At 63.8% G+C, this 19,445-nt stretch carries 21 protein-coding genes; 14 read left to right on the top strand and 7 right to left on the bottom strand.

What is annotated here, in order from left to right; translation table 11 throughout:
• Window positions 1-100 precede the first annotated feature (100 nt).
• The 5 genes from K288_RS0118355 (at window position 101) to K288_RS53650 (ending at window position 3,468) form a co-directional block, all read left to right on the top strand.
• Window positions 101-718, top strand: coding sequence for a hypothetical protein (locus K288_RS0118355; RefSeq protein ID WP_027580876.1), 618 nt, complete (start codon window positions 101-103; stop codon window positions 716-718).
• A complete protein-coding gene (locus tag K288_RS0118350) occupies window positions 705-1,085 on the top strand; it encodes a transcriptional regulator (RefSeq protein WP_027580875.1) in 381 nt (126 codons plus the stop codon). Before K288_RS0118355 ends, K288_RS0118350 begins: the two co-directional genes overlap by 14 nt.
• A gap of 33 nt (window positions 1,086-1,118) precedes the next feature.
• Entirely contained in the window at window positions 1,119-1,841 is a 723-nt protein-coding gene (locus K288_RS0118345; protein ID WP_027580874.1) for a di-trans,poly-cis-decaprenylcistransferase, read from the top strand.
• A 145-nt stretch (window positions 1,842-1,986) separates the two neighbouring features.
• Entirely contained in the window at window positions 1,987-3,114 is a 1,128-nt protein-coding gene (locus K288_RS0118340) for a hypothetical protein (RefSeq protein WP_027580873.1), read from the top strand.
• 195 nt (window positions 3,115-3,309) lie between these two features.
• Window positions 3,310-3,468: a hypothetical protein gene (locus K288_RS53650; protein WP_160168982.1), complete on the top strand. Its 159-nt coding sequence runs from the start codon at window positions 3,310-3,312 to the stop codon at window positions 3,466-3,468.
• Between the two features lie 17 nt (window positions 3,469-3,485).
• Here the strand turns inward: K288_RS53650 and K288_RS0118330 are convergent, their stop codons facing one another.
• Window positions 3,486-3,998 (bottom strand): DUF1697 domain-containing protein, encoded by a 513-nt coding sequence (locus K288_RS0118330; protein ID WP_027580872.1) that lies wholly within the window; start codon window positions 3,996-3,998, stop codon window positions 3,486-3,488.
• Window positions 3,999-4,080: 82 nt separating this feature from the next.
• Here K288_RS0118330 and K288_RS0118325 point away from each other — a divergent pair, with 82 nt between their 5' ends.
• A complete protein-coding gene (locus K288_RS0118325) occupies window positions 4,081-5,292 on the top strand; it encodes a threonine ammonia-lyase (RefSeq protein WP_027580871.1) in 1,212 nt (403 codons plus the stop codon).
• Between the two features lie 227 nt (window positions 5,293-5,519).
• Here the strand turns inward: K288_RS0118325 and poxB are convergent, their stop codons facing one another.
• From poxB to K288_RS0118290, 6 genes are all read right to left on the bottom strand, one after another.
• Window positions 5,520-7,247 (bottom strand): ubiquinone-dependent pyruvate dehydrogenase, encoded by a 1,728-nt coding sequence (gene poxB, locus K288_RS0118320; RefSeq protein WP_027580870.1) that lies wholly within the window; start codon window positions 7,245-7,247, stop codon window positions 5,520-5,522.
• A 129-nt stretch (window positions 7,248-7,376) separates the two neighbouring features.
• Window positions 7,377-8,144: an ABC transporter permease gene (locus K288_RS0118310; RefSeq protein WP_027580869.1), complete on the bottom strand. Its 768-nt coding sequence runs from the start codon at window positions 8,142-8,144 to the stop codon at window positions 7,377-7,379.
• Window positions 8,141-8,962: an ABC transporter ATP-binding protein gene (locus tag K288_RS0118305; protein WP_027580868.1), complete on the bottom strand. Its 822-nt coding sequence runs from the start codon at window positions 8,960-8,962 to the stop codon at window positions 8,141-8,143. The genes K288_RS0118310 and K288_RS0118305 overlap by 4 nt, the downstream gene beginning before the upstream one ends.
• A 7-nt stretch (window positions 8,963-8,969) precedes the next feature.
• Window positions 8,970-9,944, bottom strand: a complete 975-nt coding sequence (locus K288_RS0118300; RefSeq protein ID WP_027580867.1) for an ABC transporter substrate-binding protein — start codon at window positions 9,942-9,944, stop codon at window positions 8,970-8,972.
• Window positions 9,945-10,009: 65 nt separating this feature from the next.
• The gene (locus K288_RS0118295) at window positions 10,010-11,128 is read right to left on the bottom strand and encodes an amino acid ABC transporter permease (protein WP_027580866.1); all 1,119 of its coding nucleotides are present in this window, start codon (window positions 11,126-11,128) and stop codon (window positions 10,010-10,012) included.
• A gap of 3 nt (window positions 11,129-11,131) precedes the next feature.
• Window positions 11,132-12,313, bottom strand: a complete 1,182-nt coding sequence (locus K288_RS0118290) for an ABC transporter permease subunit (RefSeq protein ID WP_027580865.1) — start codon at window positions 12,311-12,313, stop codon at window positions 11,132-11,134.
• Between the two features lie 111 nt (window positions 12,314-12,424).
• Here K288_RS0118290 and K288_RS54765 point away from each other — a divergent pair, with 111 nt between their 5' ends.
• The 8 genes from K288_RS54765 to K288_RS0118250 form a co-directional block, all read left to right on the top strand.
• Entirely contained in the window at window positions 12,425-12,916 is a 492-nt protein-coding gene (locus tag K288_RS54765) for a hypothetical protein (RefSeq protein WP_244443175.1), read from the top strand.
• A gap of 3 nt (window positions 12,917-12,919) precedes the next feature.
• The gene (locus K288_RS54760; protein ID WP_244443174.1) at window positions 12,920-13,300 is read left to right on the top strand and encodes an SIS domain-containing protein; all 381 of its coding nucleotides are present in this window, start codon (window positions 12,920-12,922) and stop codon (window positions 13,298-13,300) included.
• A gap of 5 nt (window positions 13,301-13,305) precedes the next feature.
• The gene (locus K288_RS0118280) at window positions 13,306-14,655 is read left to right on the top strand and encodes an aspartate aminotransferase family protein (RefSeq protein WP_027580864.1); all 1,350 of its coding nucleotides are present in this window, start codon (window positions 13,306-13,308) and stop codon (window positions 14,653-14,655) included.
• A gap of 30 nt (window positions 14,656-14,685) precedes the next feature.
• The gene (locus K288_RS0118275) at window positions 14,686-15,699 is read left to right on the top strand and encodes an amino acid ABC transporter substrate-binding protein (RefSeq protein WP_027580863.1); all 1,014 of its coding nucleotides are present in this window, start codon (window positions 14,686-14,688) and stop codon (window positions 15,697-15,699) included.
• A 9-nt stretch (window positions 15,700-15,708) separates the two neighbouring features.
• Window positions 15,709-16,338 carry an aspartate/glutamate racemase family protein gene (locus tag K288_RS0118270; protein WP_027580862.1) on the top strand — a complete coding sequence of 210 codons (630 nt, stop codon included), beginning with the start codon at window positions 15,709-15,711 and terminating at the stop codon, window positions 16,336-16,338.
• Window positions 16,339-16,588: 250 nt separating this feature from the next.
• The gene (locus K288_RS0118265; RefSeq protein ID WP_027580861.1) at window positions 16,589-18,349 is read left to right on the top strand and encodes a HAMP domain-containing methyl-accepting chemotaxis protein; all 1,761 of its coding nucleotides are present in this window, start codon (window positions 16,589-16,591) and stop codon (window positions 18,347-18,349) included.
• Window positions 18,350-18,476: 127 nt separating this feature from the next.
• On the top strand, window positions 18,477-18,968 hold the full coding sequence (locus K288_RS54755; protein ID WP_244443173.1) for a hypothetical protein: 492 nt from the start codon (window positions 18,477-18,479) through the stop codon (window positions 18,966-18,968).
• A 256-nt stretch (window positions 18,969-19,224) separates the two neighbouring features.
• Window positions 19,225-19,445 (top strand): transposase family protein (locus K288_RS0118250; RefSeq protein WP_027580939.1); only part of this gene is annotated, 221 nt, incomplete at its 3' end.

Genomic DNA, 19,445 nt, shown 5'->3' with positions numbered 1-19,445 from the left:
GTTTCCGTGAAGACGGTGAAGTGATTGGCGGTCGGCCGCAGGCCGACTTGCGCCCGCCTCGCGACTCGCTATACTTTGCAATGCAAAGTTCGGACAACCGATGCGCGATCTCGACAAGGCCCTGGCCGATATACTTGCCATCCGCAGCCAGATTGCGGCGGGCACCGCGTTCCGCGGTTACGGCCCGGCGACCGTGGCTGCCACCGGTGGTGTCGCGTTACTGACTGCGATCCTGCAGTTCCTGGGGCTCGACAATCCGACGGCGAACCCTCTGACCTTCTTCGGCGGCTGGACCATCGCCGCGCTGCTTTCCGCCGCGCTGATCTGGACCGAGATGCGGGCGCGCTCGCGCCGGCATCATTCCGGGCTCGCCGACGCCATGATCCAGCAGGCGGTCGAGCAGTTCCTGCCGGCGGGCGTCGCCGGCGTGCTGCTCGCAATCCTGTTGTGGAAGTTCGCGCCCGAAACGCTGTGGATGCTGCCCGGCCTGTGGCAGGTGCTGGTGAGCCTCGGCGTGTTCGCTTCGGTTCGTTCCTTGCCCCGCAGCATCGCTTTCGCAGGGGCCTGGTATTTTCTCTCCGGCTTTGCAGTGCTGGTGGTCGCGAGCCAGAGCCACGCATTGTCGCCCTGGACCATGGGCCTGCCCTTCGTCGTCGGCCAGGTTTTGATGGCTGCCCTGTTGTATTTCGCCTCTGGAGAAAACGATGTCGAAGATTGAAGCCAGCAACGCGCCGTTTTCCTATGACGGCCTTGACCGCGTGATCCACGAGAAGGCGCGGCTTGGGCTGATGACCTCGCTGATGACGCATCCCAAGGGACTGGCGTTCGCCGATCTCAAGCAGCTATGCGGACTGACCGACGGCAATCTCAGCCGTCATCTGCAGGTGCTGCAGGAAGCCGGACTCGTCGAAGTCACCAAGGGCTATGAGGGCAACCGTCCGCACACCACCTGTCGCCTCACCAAGGCGGGCCGCCGCCGTTTCCTCGACTATCTGGTCGTGCTGGAACGGCTGGTGCGTGATGCCGCCAAGGCCGCGGGCAAGGAGGGCGCCGCGCCTTCCCAACTCGGCATCCTGCCAGCCTGATCACGATTCCCATTTTTGACCGGAGACTTTGTAATGCAAAGTGATCTCTCCTCCAAACTGCACGTCGGCATCATCATGGACGGCAATGGACGGTGGGCGACGCGGAGGGGGCTGTCGCGGCTGCGCGGCCACGAGGCCGGCGTCGAAGCGATCCGCCGCATCGTCGAGGCGGCGCCCTCGCAGGGAATCGGCACGCTGACACTGTACGCTTTCTCCAGCGATAACTGGCGCCGGCCGAAGGCCGAGGTCACCGCGCTGATGGGCCTGCTGCGCTTCTATCTCGCCAACGAGATCCAGGCGCTGGTGCGCAATGGCGTCCGCCTCACCGTGATCGGCCGCCGCGACCGCCTGCCTGGAGGTATCGCCACTGCGATCAGCCGCGCGGAAGAAGCGACGGCGGATGGCGACGCCCTGCATCTGCGCATGGCGATCGATTATTCCGCGCGCGATGCCATCCTCAACGCCGCGACGCGGGTCGCCGGCTTCGGCAAGCTCACGCGCGAAGCCTTCTCCGAACTCATCACAGGCGAGCCGAATCTGCGCGACGTCGATCTCATTATCCGCACCAGCGGCGAAAAGCGCCTGTCCGATTTCCTGCTATGGGAAGGCGCCTACGCCGAGCTGCACTTCACCGAGCGGATGTGGCCGGAATTCGACGTGGACGATCTCGCCGAGGCGCTTGCCTCCTTCCACCGCCGCGAACGCCGCTTCGGCGGCCTGCAACCGGTCGCGCTGGAGGATGTGCCGAGTCTCTGAATACCGCCGACCCGTGCGCGATGGGGCAGACGTTTCCTGTTGAAGGTTCGAGGCCCGTTCTTAATCACCCGGCTCGTTCGAGTGTAACATATGCCGCATCCAGTCTTGATGCGAGCGTCAGGATCGAACGACCAGCAGTGATCGCATGAGTGAATACCAGTACTACGAATTCAGGGCGATCGATCGGCTGCTCAGTCCGACCGAGCAGCAGGAGCTGCGCGCGCTGTCGAGCCGTGCCGACATCACTGCCGCCAGCTTTGTGAACACCTATAATTGGGGTGACTTCAAGGGCAACCCCGATCGGTTGATGGCGCGATACTTCGATCTGTTCCTGTATCTGGCCAATTGGGGCTCGCGACGGATATCGATCCGCATTCCCAAGCTTGCGTTGGACGTTCCCCACCTGAAACGATTCATTGGCGGTGGAGACGACGCACGTGTTCGAATTCAAGACGAGAACGTGATTCTTGATGTGGCGCGGGATGACCTGGAGACGGAGGGCGAGGGCGGCGAGGGGTGGCTTAATGCCATCGCTCCGGTGCGCAATGATCTGCTCGAGGGTGATCTTCGGCCGTTCTATCTCATCTGGCTTATGTCGGTGGAGAGCGAGAACATTCCGGACAAGACAGTCGAGCCGCTCGACGGGCTCGGGCCGCTGACGCCTCAACTTACGGCCTTCGCGGAGTTCTTCTGCATCGATCGCGACCTCGTCGAAGCAGCGGCCGCAAGGCCTGCCGTCCTGCATCCCGAACCGCAGGAACAGGAAATCACCGCGGCGATCAAAGCACTCGGCGCGAAGGAGAAAGATGCTTATCTACGGCGCCTCTACGATGGCGATCCGCTTGTTCGCGCGGATTTTCGTCGCCGTTGCCGCCCGGCCATCCCGTCCGAGAACTCCGCACAACCGCGCAGGCAGGCCGGCGAATTGCGCCGGATCGCAACCGAACTGGCGGAAGCGCGCCGCAAGGCGGAGGAAGAGCGAACGCAGGCCGAGCAACAACTTGCGCAGCGGAGCGAGGCGAAGGCCAGGAAAGGCAGAATAGAAGCGCTGAGGCGACGAAGAGAGGCGGCCTGGCCGGACGTCGAGGATCTTATAGCCGTTCGCAACAACCACGCCTACGATCAGGTGACCGTCATGCTTGCGGACTTGCGCGAGCTTTCGCTCCAGCAAGGGACTGATGACGAATTTCATCGCCGCCTGACCGATCTTCGGGCGCGGCACAAGGCCAAGCGGCAATTGCTGTCTCGGCTTGCAGCTAACGGTCTCAGCTGACGTTTCCGGTCCCGGTGGCGCGGAATTGTTGCGCTGGCTGGTCAGCCTCGAAACGCTCGAAATCGGCGCCGCGGGAGAAACGGCGTGCCGAAGCAGCGCCGGATTCGCGCCATCATCGTCACACTAGGTTAACCCTTACCGGCTAGCTAGGCGCACCGACCTTTCCGCGAATCAAATACAACCAGGGTCATCCCCATGGACAAGCAGATGCGCTGCCAATGCGGCCGGCAACGGACCGTCGCGCTGGACAAGCATTTTCGTACCGTTCTGCTTTGCGAGAATTGCGATGTGGTCGAGCGGGCCGAGCCGGTCAGGCAGCGCGAGGATGCGCCGGCCGCGCTGCAGGACGCCTGAGCCGGACGGGAAACGATCTAACCGCGCGACGCGAGTTCCACGAGCTTCGCGATCGTGTTGATGTTCCGCGCGGTGCCATTGGCCGCCGCCGGTATCCTCAGCTTCGAGCGCCCCATGCCTGCGCCATAAGCGACATAGATCTCGCGCTTGCCGAGGCGCACCTCTTCGTCCTGCTGCCCCTTGACCGCCGCAAGCGCATCGGCCGGCGGCGCGTCGTCGAGGAAGATCGCGACGGTCCAGTTCAGCGGCGCCTTGGGAAACGGGTTGGCCTTCAGCACCGCGGCCAGCTCCTCCGCAGTCCTGATCACGACGCCGACCGGCCGGCCCGCATAGGCCTGCAACCGCTTCTCCAGCGCCACCTTCACCTTCGCGGCCGGCCATTTGCTGTCGAACACCACATTGCCGCTGGCGATATAGGTTTGTACGCTCGCAAATCCTTCGGCGACGCACATCGCCTTCAGTTCGGTCATTGGCAGCTTGCCGGTTCCGCCGACATTCACGGCGCGCAGCAGGGCGATATAGGTTGGCATTCCAGATCGTATCCAGAAGGAGAGAAGCCATGAACATGGCACGGGCGCGCCAAGAGGAGCTACAGGACAAGCCGAGGTCAACTTGAAAAAACTTCCGATCACCTTGGCCGATATCAGGGCCGCCGCGGCGACCATCCGCGATTCGGTCATCGTCACCGCCTGCAACCAGAGCCGGACGCTGAGCGAGATCTGCGGCTGCGACGTCTGGCTGAAATTCGAGAATTTGCAGTTCACCTCCTCCTTCAAGGAGCGCGGGGCGTTGAACCGCCTGCAGGCGTTGTCGCCCGAGGAGCGACAGCGCGGCGTGATTGCGATGTCGGCCGGCAATCATGCGCAGGGCGTCGCCTACCACGCCTTGCGGCTCGGCGTTCCCACCACGATCGTGATGCCGATCGGGACGCCGATGGTGAAGATCGAAAACACGCGGCGTCACGGTGCCGAAGTCATCATCTCCGGAGCGACGCTCGAAGATGCCGCGCAGTTCGCCCGCAAGCAATGCGAGGCGCGCGGCATGACCTTCGTCCATCCTTACGATGATCCGCTGATCATGGCGGGCCAGGGGACCATCGGGCTGGAGATGCTTGCGTCCGTACCGGACCTCGACGTGCTCGTCGTGCCGGTCGGCGGCGGCGGGCTGATCTCTGGCATCGCGATCGCCGCCAAATCGCTCACGCCCGGCCTGAAGATCATCGGCGTCCAGGCCCAGCTCTACCCGTCTATGTACAACGCGGTCAGGAACGAGCACCTGCCGATGCGTGGCGATACCCTTGCCGAGGGCATTGCTGTCAAGTCGCCCGGCCAGATCACGACCAGGATCGTGCGCGAACTGGTCGACGACATCCTGCTGGTCACGGAAGACCAGATCGAGCGTGCGGTGGCGATGCTGATCTCGATCGAGAAGACGGTCGTCGAGGGAGCCGGTGCAGTGGGGCTCGCCGCGGTTCTGGCCGCGCCAGAGCGTTTCGCGGGCAAGAAGGTCGGCCTGGTCCTGACCGGCGGCAATATCGACACGCGGCTCATCGCCTCGGTCCTGACGCGCGAGCTCGCCCGCGAGGGACGGCTGACGCAGCTCGCGCTCGACATCGTCGACCGACCCGGCCAGCTCGCCGCGGTCTCGGCGCTGCTCGCCGAAGTCGGCGCCAACATCATCGAAGTCTCGCACCAGCGGACCTTCTCGGCGCTGCCGGCCAAGGCGACACTGCTCGAGCTCGTGATCGAAACCCGCGACCGCGCACATCTCGACGATGTGCTGGCGAAGCTCGCGGCCTCAGGCTTCTCCGCGCGCTGCACGTAACAGTGATCGATGGGGTCCGGTCACCTCTCCCGCAAGCGGGAGAGGCGTAGGCCGCCGTTGGCGGCCGTGCTTAAAGAACGCCGAAGCGGAGCTTCGGCTATGGCGAAGCGCGGGGTGAGGGTTCTCTCCACTCGGGGAGTCCCGATGTGGAGACACCCTCACCCCAGCCCTTCCCGCAAGCGGGAGAGGGAGTCGTGCATCGCGGACGCAGGTCGACGTAATCTCTGTCACCGCAACAAATTGGTCCGCGCCAGTGTGACGACTTCGTCGGCGCGGCCGTTCAGCACGGCCTGCACCATATACAGCGTAAAGCCCTTGGCCATTTCGGTGGTCACCTTGGGCGGCATCGCGAGTTCCAGGCGGTTGACGACGGCGTCGATTACGACCGGCCCGGGATGTGCGAAGGCTTCTGCAAGCTTGCCCTCGACTTCAGCGGGATCCTCGATGCGGACGCCCTTGATGCCGGTGGCTTCCGCCATCGCGGCGAAGTTCGGGTTCTTCAACTCCGTGCCGGTGTCGAGGAAGCCGGAAGACTTCTGCTCGAGCTCGATGAAGCCGAGCGCGCCATTGTTGAACACGATCACTTTCACCGGCAGCTTGAGCTGCGAGAGGCTCAACAGATCGCCCATCAGCATCGTGAAACCGCCATCGCCGGAGAGCGAGATGACCTGGCGTCCCGGCGCGGCGGCCTGGGCGCCGATCGCCTGCGCCATCGCATTGGCCATCGATCCGTGCCAGAACGAGCCGATCAGGCGACGCTTCCCGTTCATGGCCAGATAGCGCGCCGCCCAGACCGTCGGCAGGCCCACGTCGCAGGTGAAGATCGCGTCCTCGCTCGCGAGCTGGCTTGCGACACGCGCGATCTGCTGCGGATGCAGCGTGCCGCCCTTGCGGCCGGAGGCGAGCTCGTCGAGCCCGCGGCGCGCTTCGGCATAGTGCTTGCGCGCGCCGTCGAGAAACCGCCGATCGTCCTTGGCCGTCAGTCGCGGCAGCAGCGCGCGCAATGTCGGGCCGACCTGTCCGATGACGCCTAGCTCGACGGCCACGCGCCGGCCGATCGCCTCGGGCCTGACATCGACCTGCGCGATTCGCGCGTCCTTTGGATAGAACTGCCGATAGGGGAAGTCCGTGCCGAGCATCAGCAACGTGTCGCAGTTCTCCATGGCGTGATAGCCGGAGGAAAAGCCGATCAGGCCGGTCATGCCGACATCGTAGGGATTGTCCCACTCGACATATTCCTTGCCGCGCATGGCGTGGACGATCGGCGACTTCAGGGCTTCCGCAAGCTGCATCAATTCGTCATGTGCGCCGGCGCAGCCGCTGCCGCACAGCAGTGTGACGCGTTCCGACTGGTTCAGGAGGTCGGCGAGTTGTGCGAGCGCGGCATCGGACGGAACCACCGCCGGCTGCGACAGCACCAGCCCCGTCGATGGCGAGGCGGACGTGGTGGTGGCCGGCTTGAGCGCGATGTCGCCGGGGATAACGATGACGCTGACGCAGCGCTCGGCGATCGCGCGCCGCACGGCGATCTCGAGCGCGCGCGGCATCTGCTCGGCGCCCGACACCAATTCGCAATAGCTCGAGCATTCGAGGAACAGATGCTCCGGATGCGTCTCCTGGAAAAAGCCTGAGCCGATCTCGGGTGAGGGGATATGCGCTGCGATGGCCACCACCGGCACGCGCGAACGATGGCAGTCGAACAGGCCGTTGATCAGATGCAGATTGCCGGGGCCGCAGCTTCCGGCGCAGACCGCGAGCTCGCCCGTGATGTGCGCCTCGGCGCCGGCGGCGAACGCCGCAACTTCCTCGTGCCGCACATGCAGCCACTCGACGCCGCCGTGGCGGCGCAGCGCGTCGGTGAAACCGTTCAAGCTGTCGCCGACGATGCCGTAGATGCGCTTCACGCCGGCTGCGGCGAAGGTTTCGACCATCTGGTCGGCAACGGTACGAGCCATGAGGTTCTCCCTGGGGAACGGAGGTTTCGATCAGAGCATGTGTCCGGCGATGCGGAAGATATGCCAATCGGCCGATACGGATATTTCGGGTTCGCACGACCTTGTCGTGAGGCCGGGAGAGGCCTGGCGCTAGCGGCCGGCCCAGTGCACGAAGCGGCGCTCGATCAGCAGGAACAGGAGATTGAGCGCATAGCCGAGCGCGCCGGCGGCAAAGATCGCCGCATACATGCCGGGCATGTCGAACAGTTGCTGCGCCTCGAAGACGCGCTGGCCGAGCCCGTCAGTCGAGCCGATGAACATTTCCGCGACCACGATGATGACGAGTGCGAGAGATACGCCGTTGCGCAGGCCCACGAAGGTCTGCGGCAGCGATTCCAGCAGCATGACGTCGAACAGCACGCGCGTCCGCGATGCGCCCATCACTTTGGCGGCAAGTAGCCGCGTCTTGCGCGCATTCATGACGCCATAGGCGACGTTGAAGAGGATCACGAGGCCGGCGCCGAACGCGGCCACCGAAATCTTGGTGCGGTCGCCGACGCCGAACAGCACCAGGAACAGTGGAAACATCGCGGAAGCCGGCGTCGAACGGAAGAAGTCGATCAGGAACTCGACCGAGCGATAGAGCTTTTCCGAGGAGCCGAGCAGGATGCCGAGCGGAATGGCGATGACGGCCGCAATCGCGGTGGAGGAGATCGTCCGCACCACGGTCTTGACGAAGTCGACGCCGAGCTTGCCGCTGGTCATGCCTTCCCACAGCGTCCTGAACGTCGCGGCAGGCGAGGGCAGCAGCACGGGATCGACCAGATTCAGCCCATTCACCAGCGTCCAGACGGCGAGCAACATCGCGACGCCGACCAGTGGCAGCAACGCCCGCGCGATTTGCTTGGGTCCCGTCATCCGCGGCGCACCTCGCGCTGAAACAGTTTCAGGCAATGCGCCTTGGTGGCGATGAAGGAAGGCTCCGTCATGGTCTTGTCGGTGCGCGGCCGCGGCGCGTCATAGGGCACGAACTCGACCACGCGGGCCGGATGGCGCGACAACAGCAATACGTAGTCGGAGAGATACACCGCCTCTTCGAGATCATGCGACACCAGGACCGTCGTCGTCTTGGTCTCCATGAACACGCGCTGCAACTGCTCGCGCATGAACAGCGTCATTTCGTAGTCGAGCGCGGAGAACGGCTCGTCGAGGAACAGGATCTCGGGCTCGACGATCAGCGCGCGCATGATCGAGACCAGCTGCTGCTGTCCGCCGGAGAGATAATAGGGATAAAGCGCAAGGTCGATCTTGACGCCGAGATGTGCCACCAGCCGCTCCACGCGCAGCCTGCGCTCCGCCTTCGGCACGCCCATCAGCTTCAGCGGGTAGACGATGTTGTCGAACGCCGGCAGCCAGGGAAACAGGGCTTCGCGATAGTTCTGGAATACATAGCCGAACTTGACGCGGCTCAGCGGCCGTCCGTCGAACAGCACCTCGCCGGCATCAGCGGGCACGAGCCCTGCGATCATGTTGATCAGTGTGCTCTTGCCGCAGCCGTTCGGTCCGAAGACCGAGATCAGCTTGCCGCGCGGGATATCGAAATCGAAGGCGTCGTAGATCACTGCGTCGGGATAACGCTTGGAAAGCCCGCGGATCGTGACATGCGGCGCCGTCCGGCGCGACTCGTCGAAGCCGTTGACCACCCCGCTCGCCGTGCTTGCGGTCGCGCTCGTCATGCGCGCCTCAGAACTTGTGCAGGAACTTGGTGACGTCGATCTTTTCGGGAACGACGCCGATCGAGTTGCCGAAATCCGCGAAGGCCTGCAGATCGGCAAGCTGCTCCTTGGTCATGTCGCCGACCATCACATAGCCGAGCATCGGCACCATATCGACCACATTGTCCGGCGTGTAGGTGTTCTTGGCGAGGTGCTTGCGCGCGTCATCCGGATTGGCGTTGATGAAGGCGATCGCCTTGGCCCAGGCGGCGGCGAAGCGTTTTGCCACATCCGGTCGCTTCCGGATGAAGTCGGCGGTCATCGTGCAGCCGGCGGCGTAGGCGTTGGCGCTCTCGTTGCCGAGGATATATTTCGAGATCACCCCGGCCTCGATCGGATGCGCGACGCCGGCCTTGATCATCATCGATGCATTCGGCTCGAGCGTATAGCCGCCGTCGAAAGTGCCGGCCGTCATCGCGTTGACGTGCTGGCCCATGTCGAGCTGGTCGATCGTATAGTCGCCTTCCTTCAGGCCGTTCTTGGCCAGGATCGCTTTGGCGGTGTTGATGTTGGCCGGGCCCGGCGCCGACATCAATTTGGCGCCCTTGAGATCGGCGATCGTTTTCGCCGCAAAGCCGTTGCGGACGACGAACTGCTCCATCTTCCAGACCCTGGTCTGGCTGTTGAGGCTGATATAGGTGGCGACCCCCGGTTTCTTGACATCGGCGTTGAGGCCCTCGAGCGTCACCAGCACGGCGGAGACCTCGATCTGGTTGGTCATCAGTGCGGCGACATTGGCTGGGCCGCCCAGGAGTTTCGTCATCTCGGGCTCGATGTTCTGTTCCTTGAAGAACCCCCGTTCCAGCGCGACGAAATAAGGCAGCGACGACGAGAGCGGGAACACGCCGACGGCGACCTTGTCCTGCGCCAGCGCGGGGGCGGGCAGGCCGGCAAAGCAGGCCAGCAGGAAAAGCAACGCGGCGGCTTTGGACGTCAATTTCATGGAATATCCCCTGGGAAGTCTGCTGGGGACAAGCAAGAAATGTGCCGCCGGACCGCCTTACGCCGTCATCGTGGCGTGCCCTGCGCCTCGAGCCGCCTGCTGTAGCGCGACATGGCAAAGCAGAAGGCAAAATAGATCAGGCCGACGAAGACATAGACCTCGACGCTGAATGATTGCCAGGCGGGATCGATAATCGCCGTCTTCGCGGTCGTCAGCAGATCGAAGATGCCGATGATCAGCACCAGGCTGGTATCCTTGAAAAAGGCGATGAAGGTGTTGACCAGCGGCGGGATCACGTGACGGATCGCCTGCGGCAGGATCACCAGGCCGTGCTTCTTCCAATAGGACAGGCCGAGTGCATCGGCGGCTTCATATTGGCCGCGCGGCACGGCCTGCAGCCCGCCGCGCACGACCTCGGCGAGGTAGGCGCCGGCGTAAAGGATGAAGGCGATCTGGGCGCGCAGCAATTTGTCGATGTTGACGCCATCGGGCATGAACAGCGGAAACATCACGCTGGCCATGAACAGGAGGCTGATCAAAGGCACGCCGCGGATCAGTTCGACATAGAGCACGCAAAGCGAGCGGATCGCGGGCAGCTTCGAGCGGCGACCGAGTGCGACGACAATGCCGAGCGGGAAGCCGAAAGCCAGCCCGAAGGTCGCGAGGATCAGCGTGACCGGAAGTCCGCCCCAGCGGTCCTGCGGGACATAAGGCATCCCGAACACGCCGCCCCACATCAAGAGGCCGATCACGACCAATGCGGCGATCCAGACGAGGACCAGCGCGGGGCGCCAAAACGTCCGGCCGCTTGATATGACGAATAGCGCGATGAAGATCAGCGTGACCGCCGCCGGCCGCCACTGTTGATCGAACGGGTAGGTGCCGAACAGGATGAAGCGATACTTCTCCGGAATCACGGCCCAGCAGGCGCCGAGCCCGCGGAGCGCGCGGCAGGCCGCGGTGTCGTTGCCCGGAAGCCACCAGATCGCATTCGAGAATCCCCATTGCACGAAGCTGACGCCGGCTTTCACCAGAAGGACGGCCAGAACCAGAGTGATCAGCGCATTGGAGATCGACGAGAACAAATTGGCGCGCAGCCATTGCATTGGCCGGCCGCCGGTTGTCTTTCGAACGCGCGGCGGGATCGGCAGCGGCGCGTCGGACAGGTCCGTCACCATTGTCATGGCTCAACGCTCCACCAGCGCGATGCGCGCGTTGTACCAGTTCATGAACAGGCTGATGGCGAGGCTGATGGTCAGGAACACGCACATGATCAGTGCAATCGCCTCGATCGCCTGACCCGTTTGGTTCAGCGTGGTGTTCGCGATCGAGACGATGTCCTGGTAGCCGACAGCGACCGCCAGTGACGAGTTCTTCGTCAGGTTCAGATATTGGCTCGTCATCGGCGGGATGATGACGCGAAGCGCCTGCGGCAGCACGATATGCTGCAGCACGAAGCTGCGCCGCAGCCCAAGCGCTGCCGCGGCGTCCCATTGCCCCCTGGGCACTGCCTGTATGCCGCTGCGCACGATCTCGGCGATGAAAGCAGATGTGTAGGTGACGAGCGCGATCAGCAGCGCAAAATATTCCGGCGCCAGCGTCAGGCCGCCGACGAAATTGAAACCACGCAGCTCGGGCTTTGTCACGGTCCAGGCGGCGCCGACTGCCCATGACACCAATGCCGGCAGCAGGACGATGAGGATCAATCCATAGGGCCAGAGCCGTCTTGGCTGTCCGTCACGCATCTGCTGCGCGATCAGCCGTCGGCGCAGCAGATAGAATGCGCCAAGCCCAAGCACCGCCGCTCCGATCGCCCAGAGATTGGCCGCATGGAGGGGAATGGAAGGCAGTATCAAGCCGCGATTGGAGAGAAACACGCCGTCGATCGGTTTCCACGCCGCGCGTGCGGCGGGAAGGCCCTGCATCAGCACGTACCAGAACAGAAGCTGCAGCAGCAGCGGCAGGTCGCGCAGCACCTCAACGTAGACAGCGGCAAGCCGTGACAACAGCCAGTTCGAAGACAGTCGCGCGATGCCGACCATGGTGCCAAGCACCGTCGCCAGCACGATCCCGATCACGGCGACGCGCAGCGTGTTGACGATGCCGACAAGGAACGCGCGTGCGTAAGGATCCTTCGGACTATAGGCGATCCAGGAATCCGCGATCGGCATGCCCGCCTCGCGACCGAGGAAGGCAAATCCAGTCGAAATGCGGCGGACCGACAGATTGTGTACGGCGTTCGACCAGAGGAAACCAACGATTGCAACCGCGATGGCAATCACCACGATCTGCCAGATCAAACCGATGAACTGCTGGCGGCCCCAGAAACGGTGCAAGGGCCGGCGATGAGGGCGATCGGTCGTGGACATCGTCACAGCGCAAAAATCCTCAACCTCGGAGATGAAGCGATCTTCGGCCATGCGCTGACGGCGCGCGCGTCAAATGTTGCACCAAAACCTGAACTGTGCAACAGATGTTTCATGGCCCAGCCGCAGCCGAAATCCTCGCCTCTGAACGAGCTCTGCAGCGCCCTGCCGTCGTTGCCGACGCGGCTGCAGCAAGTCGGCCGCTTCGTGGCTGCAAACGATTATGACGCCACGACGCGCTCGATGCGGGAACTTGCGGCCGTGGCGGGCGCCGATCCGGCGGCCTTTACGCGGCTTGCGAAGGCGCTCGGCTATTCCGGCTGGGACGAATTACGCGCTGCGCTGACAGAGGCGCGGCGGCCGGAGCAATCCTCACCCTTTTCCGCGCGCACGAAGGGAAGGCGTACCGGGCCTCACGCCGATGTCGCGCTGGTCGCCGACAAGCTCGAAGCCGAGGCGGCGGGGCTGGGGCGGATCTCGCATGGCGCAGTGGCAAATGCCGCCAGGGCGTTGCGTGATGCCGAGCGCATCTGGATCGCCGGTTTCCGAAGCTGCCGCAGCGTGGCGGAATTGCTGAACTACCAGCTTCGCTTGTTCCGTCCCTAGGCCGTGCAGCTTGTTGGTGGCTCCGGACCCGAAGATCTCGATCTCGGCGCCTTCCGCTCCGGTGACGCGGTCGTTGTCATCGGCTTCGCGCCCTATTCCACGGCGAGTGTGTTGTCGGCCCGCGCGGCCCATCGTGCCCGCGCGACCATGATCGCGATCGCCGACACCGTCAGCGCGCCGATGGCGGAAGGTGCAGATCATCTGCTGCTGTTCGAGGCCGCGAGCTCTCCCGGCTTCTTCCCGAGCCTCACCGGCGCCATCGCGATCGCGCAGTCGCTCGCCGCTGTCACCTTTACCTTGGGCGGCGCAGCCGCAAGGCAGCGGCTGGAAGAGACCGAGGCGCGCCTCGCCGAACTGTCGCAATACGTTGTCGAGAAAGGTTGACCGTCATGGGCACCGACCGCAGTCGCGTCATGCACCGGAGCTTGCGTCAAACCCCGCCAAAAGCCGTCGGTGGACAGGGCGTGTGGCTGATCGCCGAAGATGGCCGGAAAATCCTCGACGCGTCCGGCGGCGCTGCGGTCTCCTGTCTTGGCCATCAGCATCCGCGCGTGCTCGAGGCGATCGCGAAGCAGGCATCCAAGCTCGCTTATGCCCACACGGCGTTCTTCACCTCGGAGCCCGCGGAGGCGCTGGCCGAAAAGCTCGTCGGCCATGAGCCGGGTGGGCTCGCCCAGGTCTATTTCGTCAGCGGCGGTTCGGAAGCGGTCGAGGCCAGCATCAAACTGGCGCGGCAGTATTTCGTCGAGATCGGCCAGCCGCGGCGGCAGCATTTCATCGCCCGTCGCCAGAGCTATCACGGCAATACGCTGGGCGCGCTCTCGGCCGGCGGCAATGCCTGGCGGCGCGAACCCTACGCGCCGCTGTTGTCGAACGCCTTCAGCCATGTAACGGCGGCGTTCGCCTATCACGAGCGGCGCGATCACGAGACGGAAGCTTCGTTCGTCGCGCGGCTTGCCGCCGAGCTCGAAGCCGAATTCCAGCGCCTTGGTCCCGATACCGTCGCGGCCTTCATCGCCGAGCCGGTGGTTGGCGCCACCGCCGGCTGCGTGCCGGCGCCGGAGGGTTATTTCAAGGCCGTGCGCGAGATCTGCAGCCGGCATGGCGCGCTCCTGATCCTCGATGAGGTGATGTGCGGCATGGGCCGCACCGGCACGCTGCATGCGTGGGAGCAGGAGGGCATTGCGCCCGACATCCAGGCCATCGCAAAGGGTCTTGGCGGCGGCTACCAGCCGATCGGCGCGATGCTTGCCAGCGGCCGCATCACGGATGCGATCCGTGACGGTTCGGGCGCATTTCAGCATGGCCACACCTATCTCGGACATCCGCTCGCCTGCGCGGCCGCGCTCGAGGTGCAGCGGATCATCGATGACGAGCAACTGCTCGATCGCTTGAGAGAGCGCGGCCACCAGCTTGAGCGCCGCCTGATCGAGCGCTTCGGCAATCACCGCCATGTCGGCGACATCAGGGGACGCGGCCTGTTCTGGGCGATCGAGCTGGTTGCCGATCGCAGCGCGCGCCAACCTTTCGATCCCGCGCTGAAACTCAACCAGAAAATCAAGGCAGCAGCCTTCGAGGGCGGCCTCGGCTGCTACCCAGCCGGGGGCACGGTTGACGGCCGCGATGGCGACCACGTTCTGCTGGCGCCGCCCTATATCGCGACATCGGAGGAAATCGACGAGATCGTCGATCGGCTCGGCAAGGCCGTCGACAGCGCATTGAGGAGCATCGGTCACTAGGGCTCAAGCAATAATCAGGAGGAGGGGAGAATGAAGAAAATCTTTGTCGCCACCGCTTTGCTCGCCACGTCCATCTCGGCGGCAATAGGAGGAACGCTCGACACCGTAAAGCAGCGCGGCCAACTCGTTTGTGGCGTCAGCACAGGTTTTGCGGGCTTCTCCGCGCCGGACTCGCAAGGCAACTACAAGGGACTCGACGTCGACTATTGCCGGGCGCTCGCGGCCGGCGTGCTGGGCGATCCCGCAAAAGTGCGCTATGTGGCGCTCACCGCACAGAACCGCTTCACTGCGCTGCAGTCCGGCGAGATCGATGTGCTCTATCGCAACTCGACGCAGACTTATCTGCGCGGCGTCACGCTCGGTTTGCGGCAAGGCCCGGTCAATTTCTACGACGGCCAGGGCTTTGTCGTCCGCGTCGATGCCGGGGTCAAAGACCTGAAGGGGCTCAATGGCGCCACCGTCTGCGTGGCACAGGGCACGACACATGAGGTAACGCTCGGCGACTATGGCCGCGCCAACGGCATCGAGTGGAAGCCGCTCGTATTCGATCGCGTCGACACCATGTATCAGACCTTTTTCGGTGGTCGTTGCGATGCCATGACCCAGGACGCTTCGGCGCTCGCCGGCGCCGTTGCGACTGCAGCCCCCAATGCCGCCGATTACGTCGTGCTGCCGCAGACCATCAGCAAGGAGCCGCTCGGGCCCTTTACCCGCAACGGCGACGAAGCCTGGAGCGACATCATCACCTGGCTGCATTACGGCCTGATTGAAGCGGAAGAACTCGGCGTCACCGCGGCGAATGCGGAGGAGATGGCGAAATCCTCCAGCGTGCCGGCGATCCAGCGCCTCCTCGGTTCATCGGGCGATCTCGGCTCGCGGCTCGGGCTCGACAACAAATGGATGGTCCAGGCGATCAAGGCGGCCGGCAATTACGGCGAGATTTTTGAACGCAATGTCGGCAAGGCGAGTCCGCTCAAGCTCGATCGTGGCCAGAACGCGCTCTGGACCAAGGGTGGCATGATGTACGCGATCCCATTCAAGTGAGCCTCGATGATGCGCATAGCCCTCATTCACGCCCTGAAGCATTCGATCGAGCCGATCGAATCATCGTTCGCAAGGTTGTGGCCGGACGTGCGGCTGATGAACCTGCTCGACGACAGCCTGTCGGCCGATCTCGCGCGCGACGGCCAACTCACCGACGCCATGACCGAGCGTTTCCTCGCGCTCGGCCGTTACGTCGCGAGCACCGGCGCCGATGCGATCCTGTTCACCTGCTCGGCCTTCGGTCCGTGCATCGAAGCCGTCGCGCGGGCGAATGCGCCGATGCCGGTCCTGAAGCCCAATGAGGCGATGATCGAGCAGGCCGCGCGAAGCGGCCGCAAGGTCGGCCTGCTCTCGACGTTTCCGCCGACTTTGGTGTCCATGCCTCGCGAGTTTCCCGCTTCCGTCGCGCTCGTGCCGAAACTGGCGGAGGGCGCACTGGCGGCGCTCGATCGCGGCGATCGCGCCGAGCATGATCGACGAGTGGTCGAAGCGTCGAAAGACTTGCGCGACTGCGACATCATCGCGCTCGCGCAATACAGCATGGCGCCGGCAGCGTCCGCGGTTGAGCAAGCATCTGGGCGACCGGTGCTCACGACTCCGGATAGCGCGGTATTGAAGTTGAAGGAGATGCTTCGCTGACGGTATCCAATGCGGGCGAATCATCCTGATAGAAAGGCTTTGTGACGAAAGAGTACATCAATGAGTTGTGCGCGCTGAGCGCTCGCGCGTCGGCATATGCAGCGTTCGTTTCTGCAAGCGATCATTCATTCGCTCTCGGGTTGCTTCAGCGCTTTCGTTGCGGCGGCTTAACGTTACTTAAACAGCCCCAGCAATAAGTTCCCCTCGGCTGAAGAGGTTGGGCCAGAGGCCAGACTGCAACGGGGTGGGCATGATCAAGGGTATTCAAAACTTGCGGATCGGAGCCAAGCTCGGCATCGCATCCGCACTCGGCGTGATCTTCGTCGCGCTGATGATCGTCAATCAACTGACGGCGAATGCCACGGTCGCCCGGACCAACGAGAGCGTACTCCTGCAGTCCAACATCGCGCGCGCGGCAATCGACGCCAAGGCGGCGGCGCGAGGCCTCCAGATCGGTGCGAGCAGCATCCGCATTGCGACAACCGATGAAGAATTGCAAAAGGCCGCGGAGTATCTCGCGGCTCGTTTCAAGGGGTTTCTCGGCTTCATCGATGAGATCTCCCGGCTGTCGACCGCCGATACGCGCTCGCAGCTCGAGAAGCTGAAGAGCACGGCGACCGCCTATGAAACCGCCGCCGCGAAACTCGCGAAGATGAAAACCGAGCTTCTCGAGATTGCTTCCGTTGAAGCCTCCGGGCTCACGATCTCGAACGAGGCCCAGGCGCGCGCCGCGCAGTTGACGACGGTTTCACGACAGATCGCCAATGACGTCATGCTGTCGCTTTCCGCTGAACTCGAGTCGAATGCCAATGCGATCGTTGACCGTGCCAAGCAGGCCATGGCCGGTGAGGTCGAAAAGGCGACGCAGCAGGCGGCCTCGGCAGACAGGATGTCGCTGGCGATCGGCGGCATTGCGGCGCTGCTTCTGATCGTGACTTCCGTGCTGTCGGCGCTTTCGATCGCGGGACCGATGCGCAGCCTGAGCCGGGCCATGCAGGAACTCGCGAACGGTAATTTTGACGTCCAGTTGCCCGGCCTCGGGCGCAAGGACGAAATCGGCGCGGTCGCGCGCGCCGTCGAGACGTTCAAGGTCAAGGCGGAAGAGAAGGCGGTGGTCGAGGCCGAATCCAAGCGTCGTGAGGATGACATCCTCGCCGGGCAGCGCCGGGCCGAGATGATCAAGCTTGCGGACGCGTTCGAGGGAGCTGTCGGCGAGATCGTCAGCACCGTCTCGACGGCGTCGACGGAGCTGGAGCAATCCGCTAAGGCGCTCACCTCGACGGCCGAACGCACCCAGGAAATAACGGTTGCGGTGGCGTCGGCTTCCGAAGAAGCGTCGGCCAACGTGCAATCGGTGGCGACCGCAACGGAAGAATTGTCGTCGTCGGTGAACGAGATCAGCCGCCAGGTCCAGGATTCGGCGAGAATCGCGGCTGATGCGGTCGGCCAGGCGCGTGCCACCACCGAGCGCGTGAGCGAACTGTCCAAAGCCGCAAGCCGCATCGGCGATGTGGTCGAACTCATCAACACCATTGCCGGCCAGACCAACCTGTTGGCGCTCAATGCCACCATCGAGGCTGCGCGCGCCGGCGACGCAGGCCGCGGCTTTGCGGTCGTCGCCTCCGAGGTGAAGGCGCTGGCCGAGCAGACGGCGAAGGCGACCGGCGAAATCGGCCAGCAGATCGCGGCGATCCAGACCGCGACCAATCAATCGGTCGGCGCCATCGGCCAGATCAGCAACACGATCGAATCGCTGGCGGAGATCGCTTCGACGGTCGCCGCCGCCGTCGAAGAGCAGGGCGCGGCGACGCAGGAGATCGCGCGCAATGTGCAACAGGCCGCGCAAGGGACCGAGGAGGTCTCTTCGCGGATCACCGACGTGCAGCGCGGCGCTACCGCGACAGGCACCGCGTCCACACAGGTGCTCTCGTCCGCGCAATCGCTGTCCCGCGACAGCAGCCGGCTCCAGACGGAAGTCGGCCGGTTCCTGCGGACCGTACGGGCCGCCTGACCCGATGACAAGGTCGCCGCGGGCCGAGTGAGGTTCCTGCGGCCTCCAACTCGACTTTGGTTCCGATCGAACTCCCGCGTTGAGTGTGCGTTGTCCCGTGCATGCTCGATTGCACGGGGAACCGATCATGACGAAACACGCCAAGACGAAACGGCCAAGCGATATCGATCTTCATCGCAATCCGCTGATCGGCGGCTCGAAAGGCGTCACGATGGCGCAGGCAACGCCGGACGATCTCGAGGATGTCGAGGGCGAGAACACGTTTGAAGGCGACGTCGAGAACGATACCAACCCGCAGGGCGGCATCGAGGCGCCAGATCGCCGGCAAGGCCGCCCGCCGCACGATCAGACGCCGAAATCACGCAAGACCGTGTTGCAGGGCAAGAAGACCCACGAGCAGCAGTTGCGCATGCTCGAACGAAAGCCGGACGTCCCCGACGCGCGCAATCTTGAACAGGGCGCGCGCGTTGCAGAAGACGCAGGCGTGAAACGTCCGAAACACGATGCGCGCCAGTCGGAATTTCCAGTGAGCCGCGGCGGGCTGAACCAGGAAAGCCACCACAACAAGCACAACGATCCCGGTCAGAGCGGCCATAAGCCGCAGAAGCACGGCGGGTGACGTAAACCGAAATCGTGATCCGAATCAGATCACGATTTCATCTCCTCGTTTGGGCCTGATCTTTCGACAGCCGGTCTCTACATCTCTAGATCATGCTCTCGCCGGTGATCCGATCAGATTTGAAATGCTGCCGCGACGAAGCTGCGCTCCCTCTCCCGCTTGCGGGCAGGGGAATCGCATATGGATTTGCGGCGGCTATTGCATTGGAATGCAAGAAGGATTCTGAAGACGACTCCCGGATCATGGAGGGGGTCGGATGCAGAAGTTCAGGAAGGCGTTTGGGCGATTGCCGGACCCGCGCGCAACCAATGCGAAGCACGAGCTGTTGGAGGTGTTGTTCATCGCGTTGGCGGCGGTGCTGTGCGGAGCGAGCAGTTGCGCGGAGATGGAAGAGTTTGGCCGGTCGAAGGAAGAGCTGTTGCGGCTCCTGCTGCGCCTGGAGCACGGCATCCCGAGCCACGACACGTTCAGCCGGGT

This window comes from Bradyrhizobium sp. Ai1a-2 (assembly GCF_000426245.1).
In the GTDB taxonomy this organism is placed as follows: Bacteria; Pseudomonadota; Alphaproteobacteria; order Rhizobiales; family Xanthobacteraceae; genus Bradyrhizobium.
Note: the sequence above shows the minus strand (reverse complement) of the source record. Positions and strands in the feature narration are given on the sequence as shown.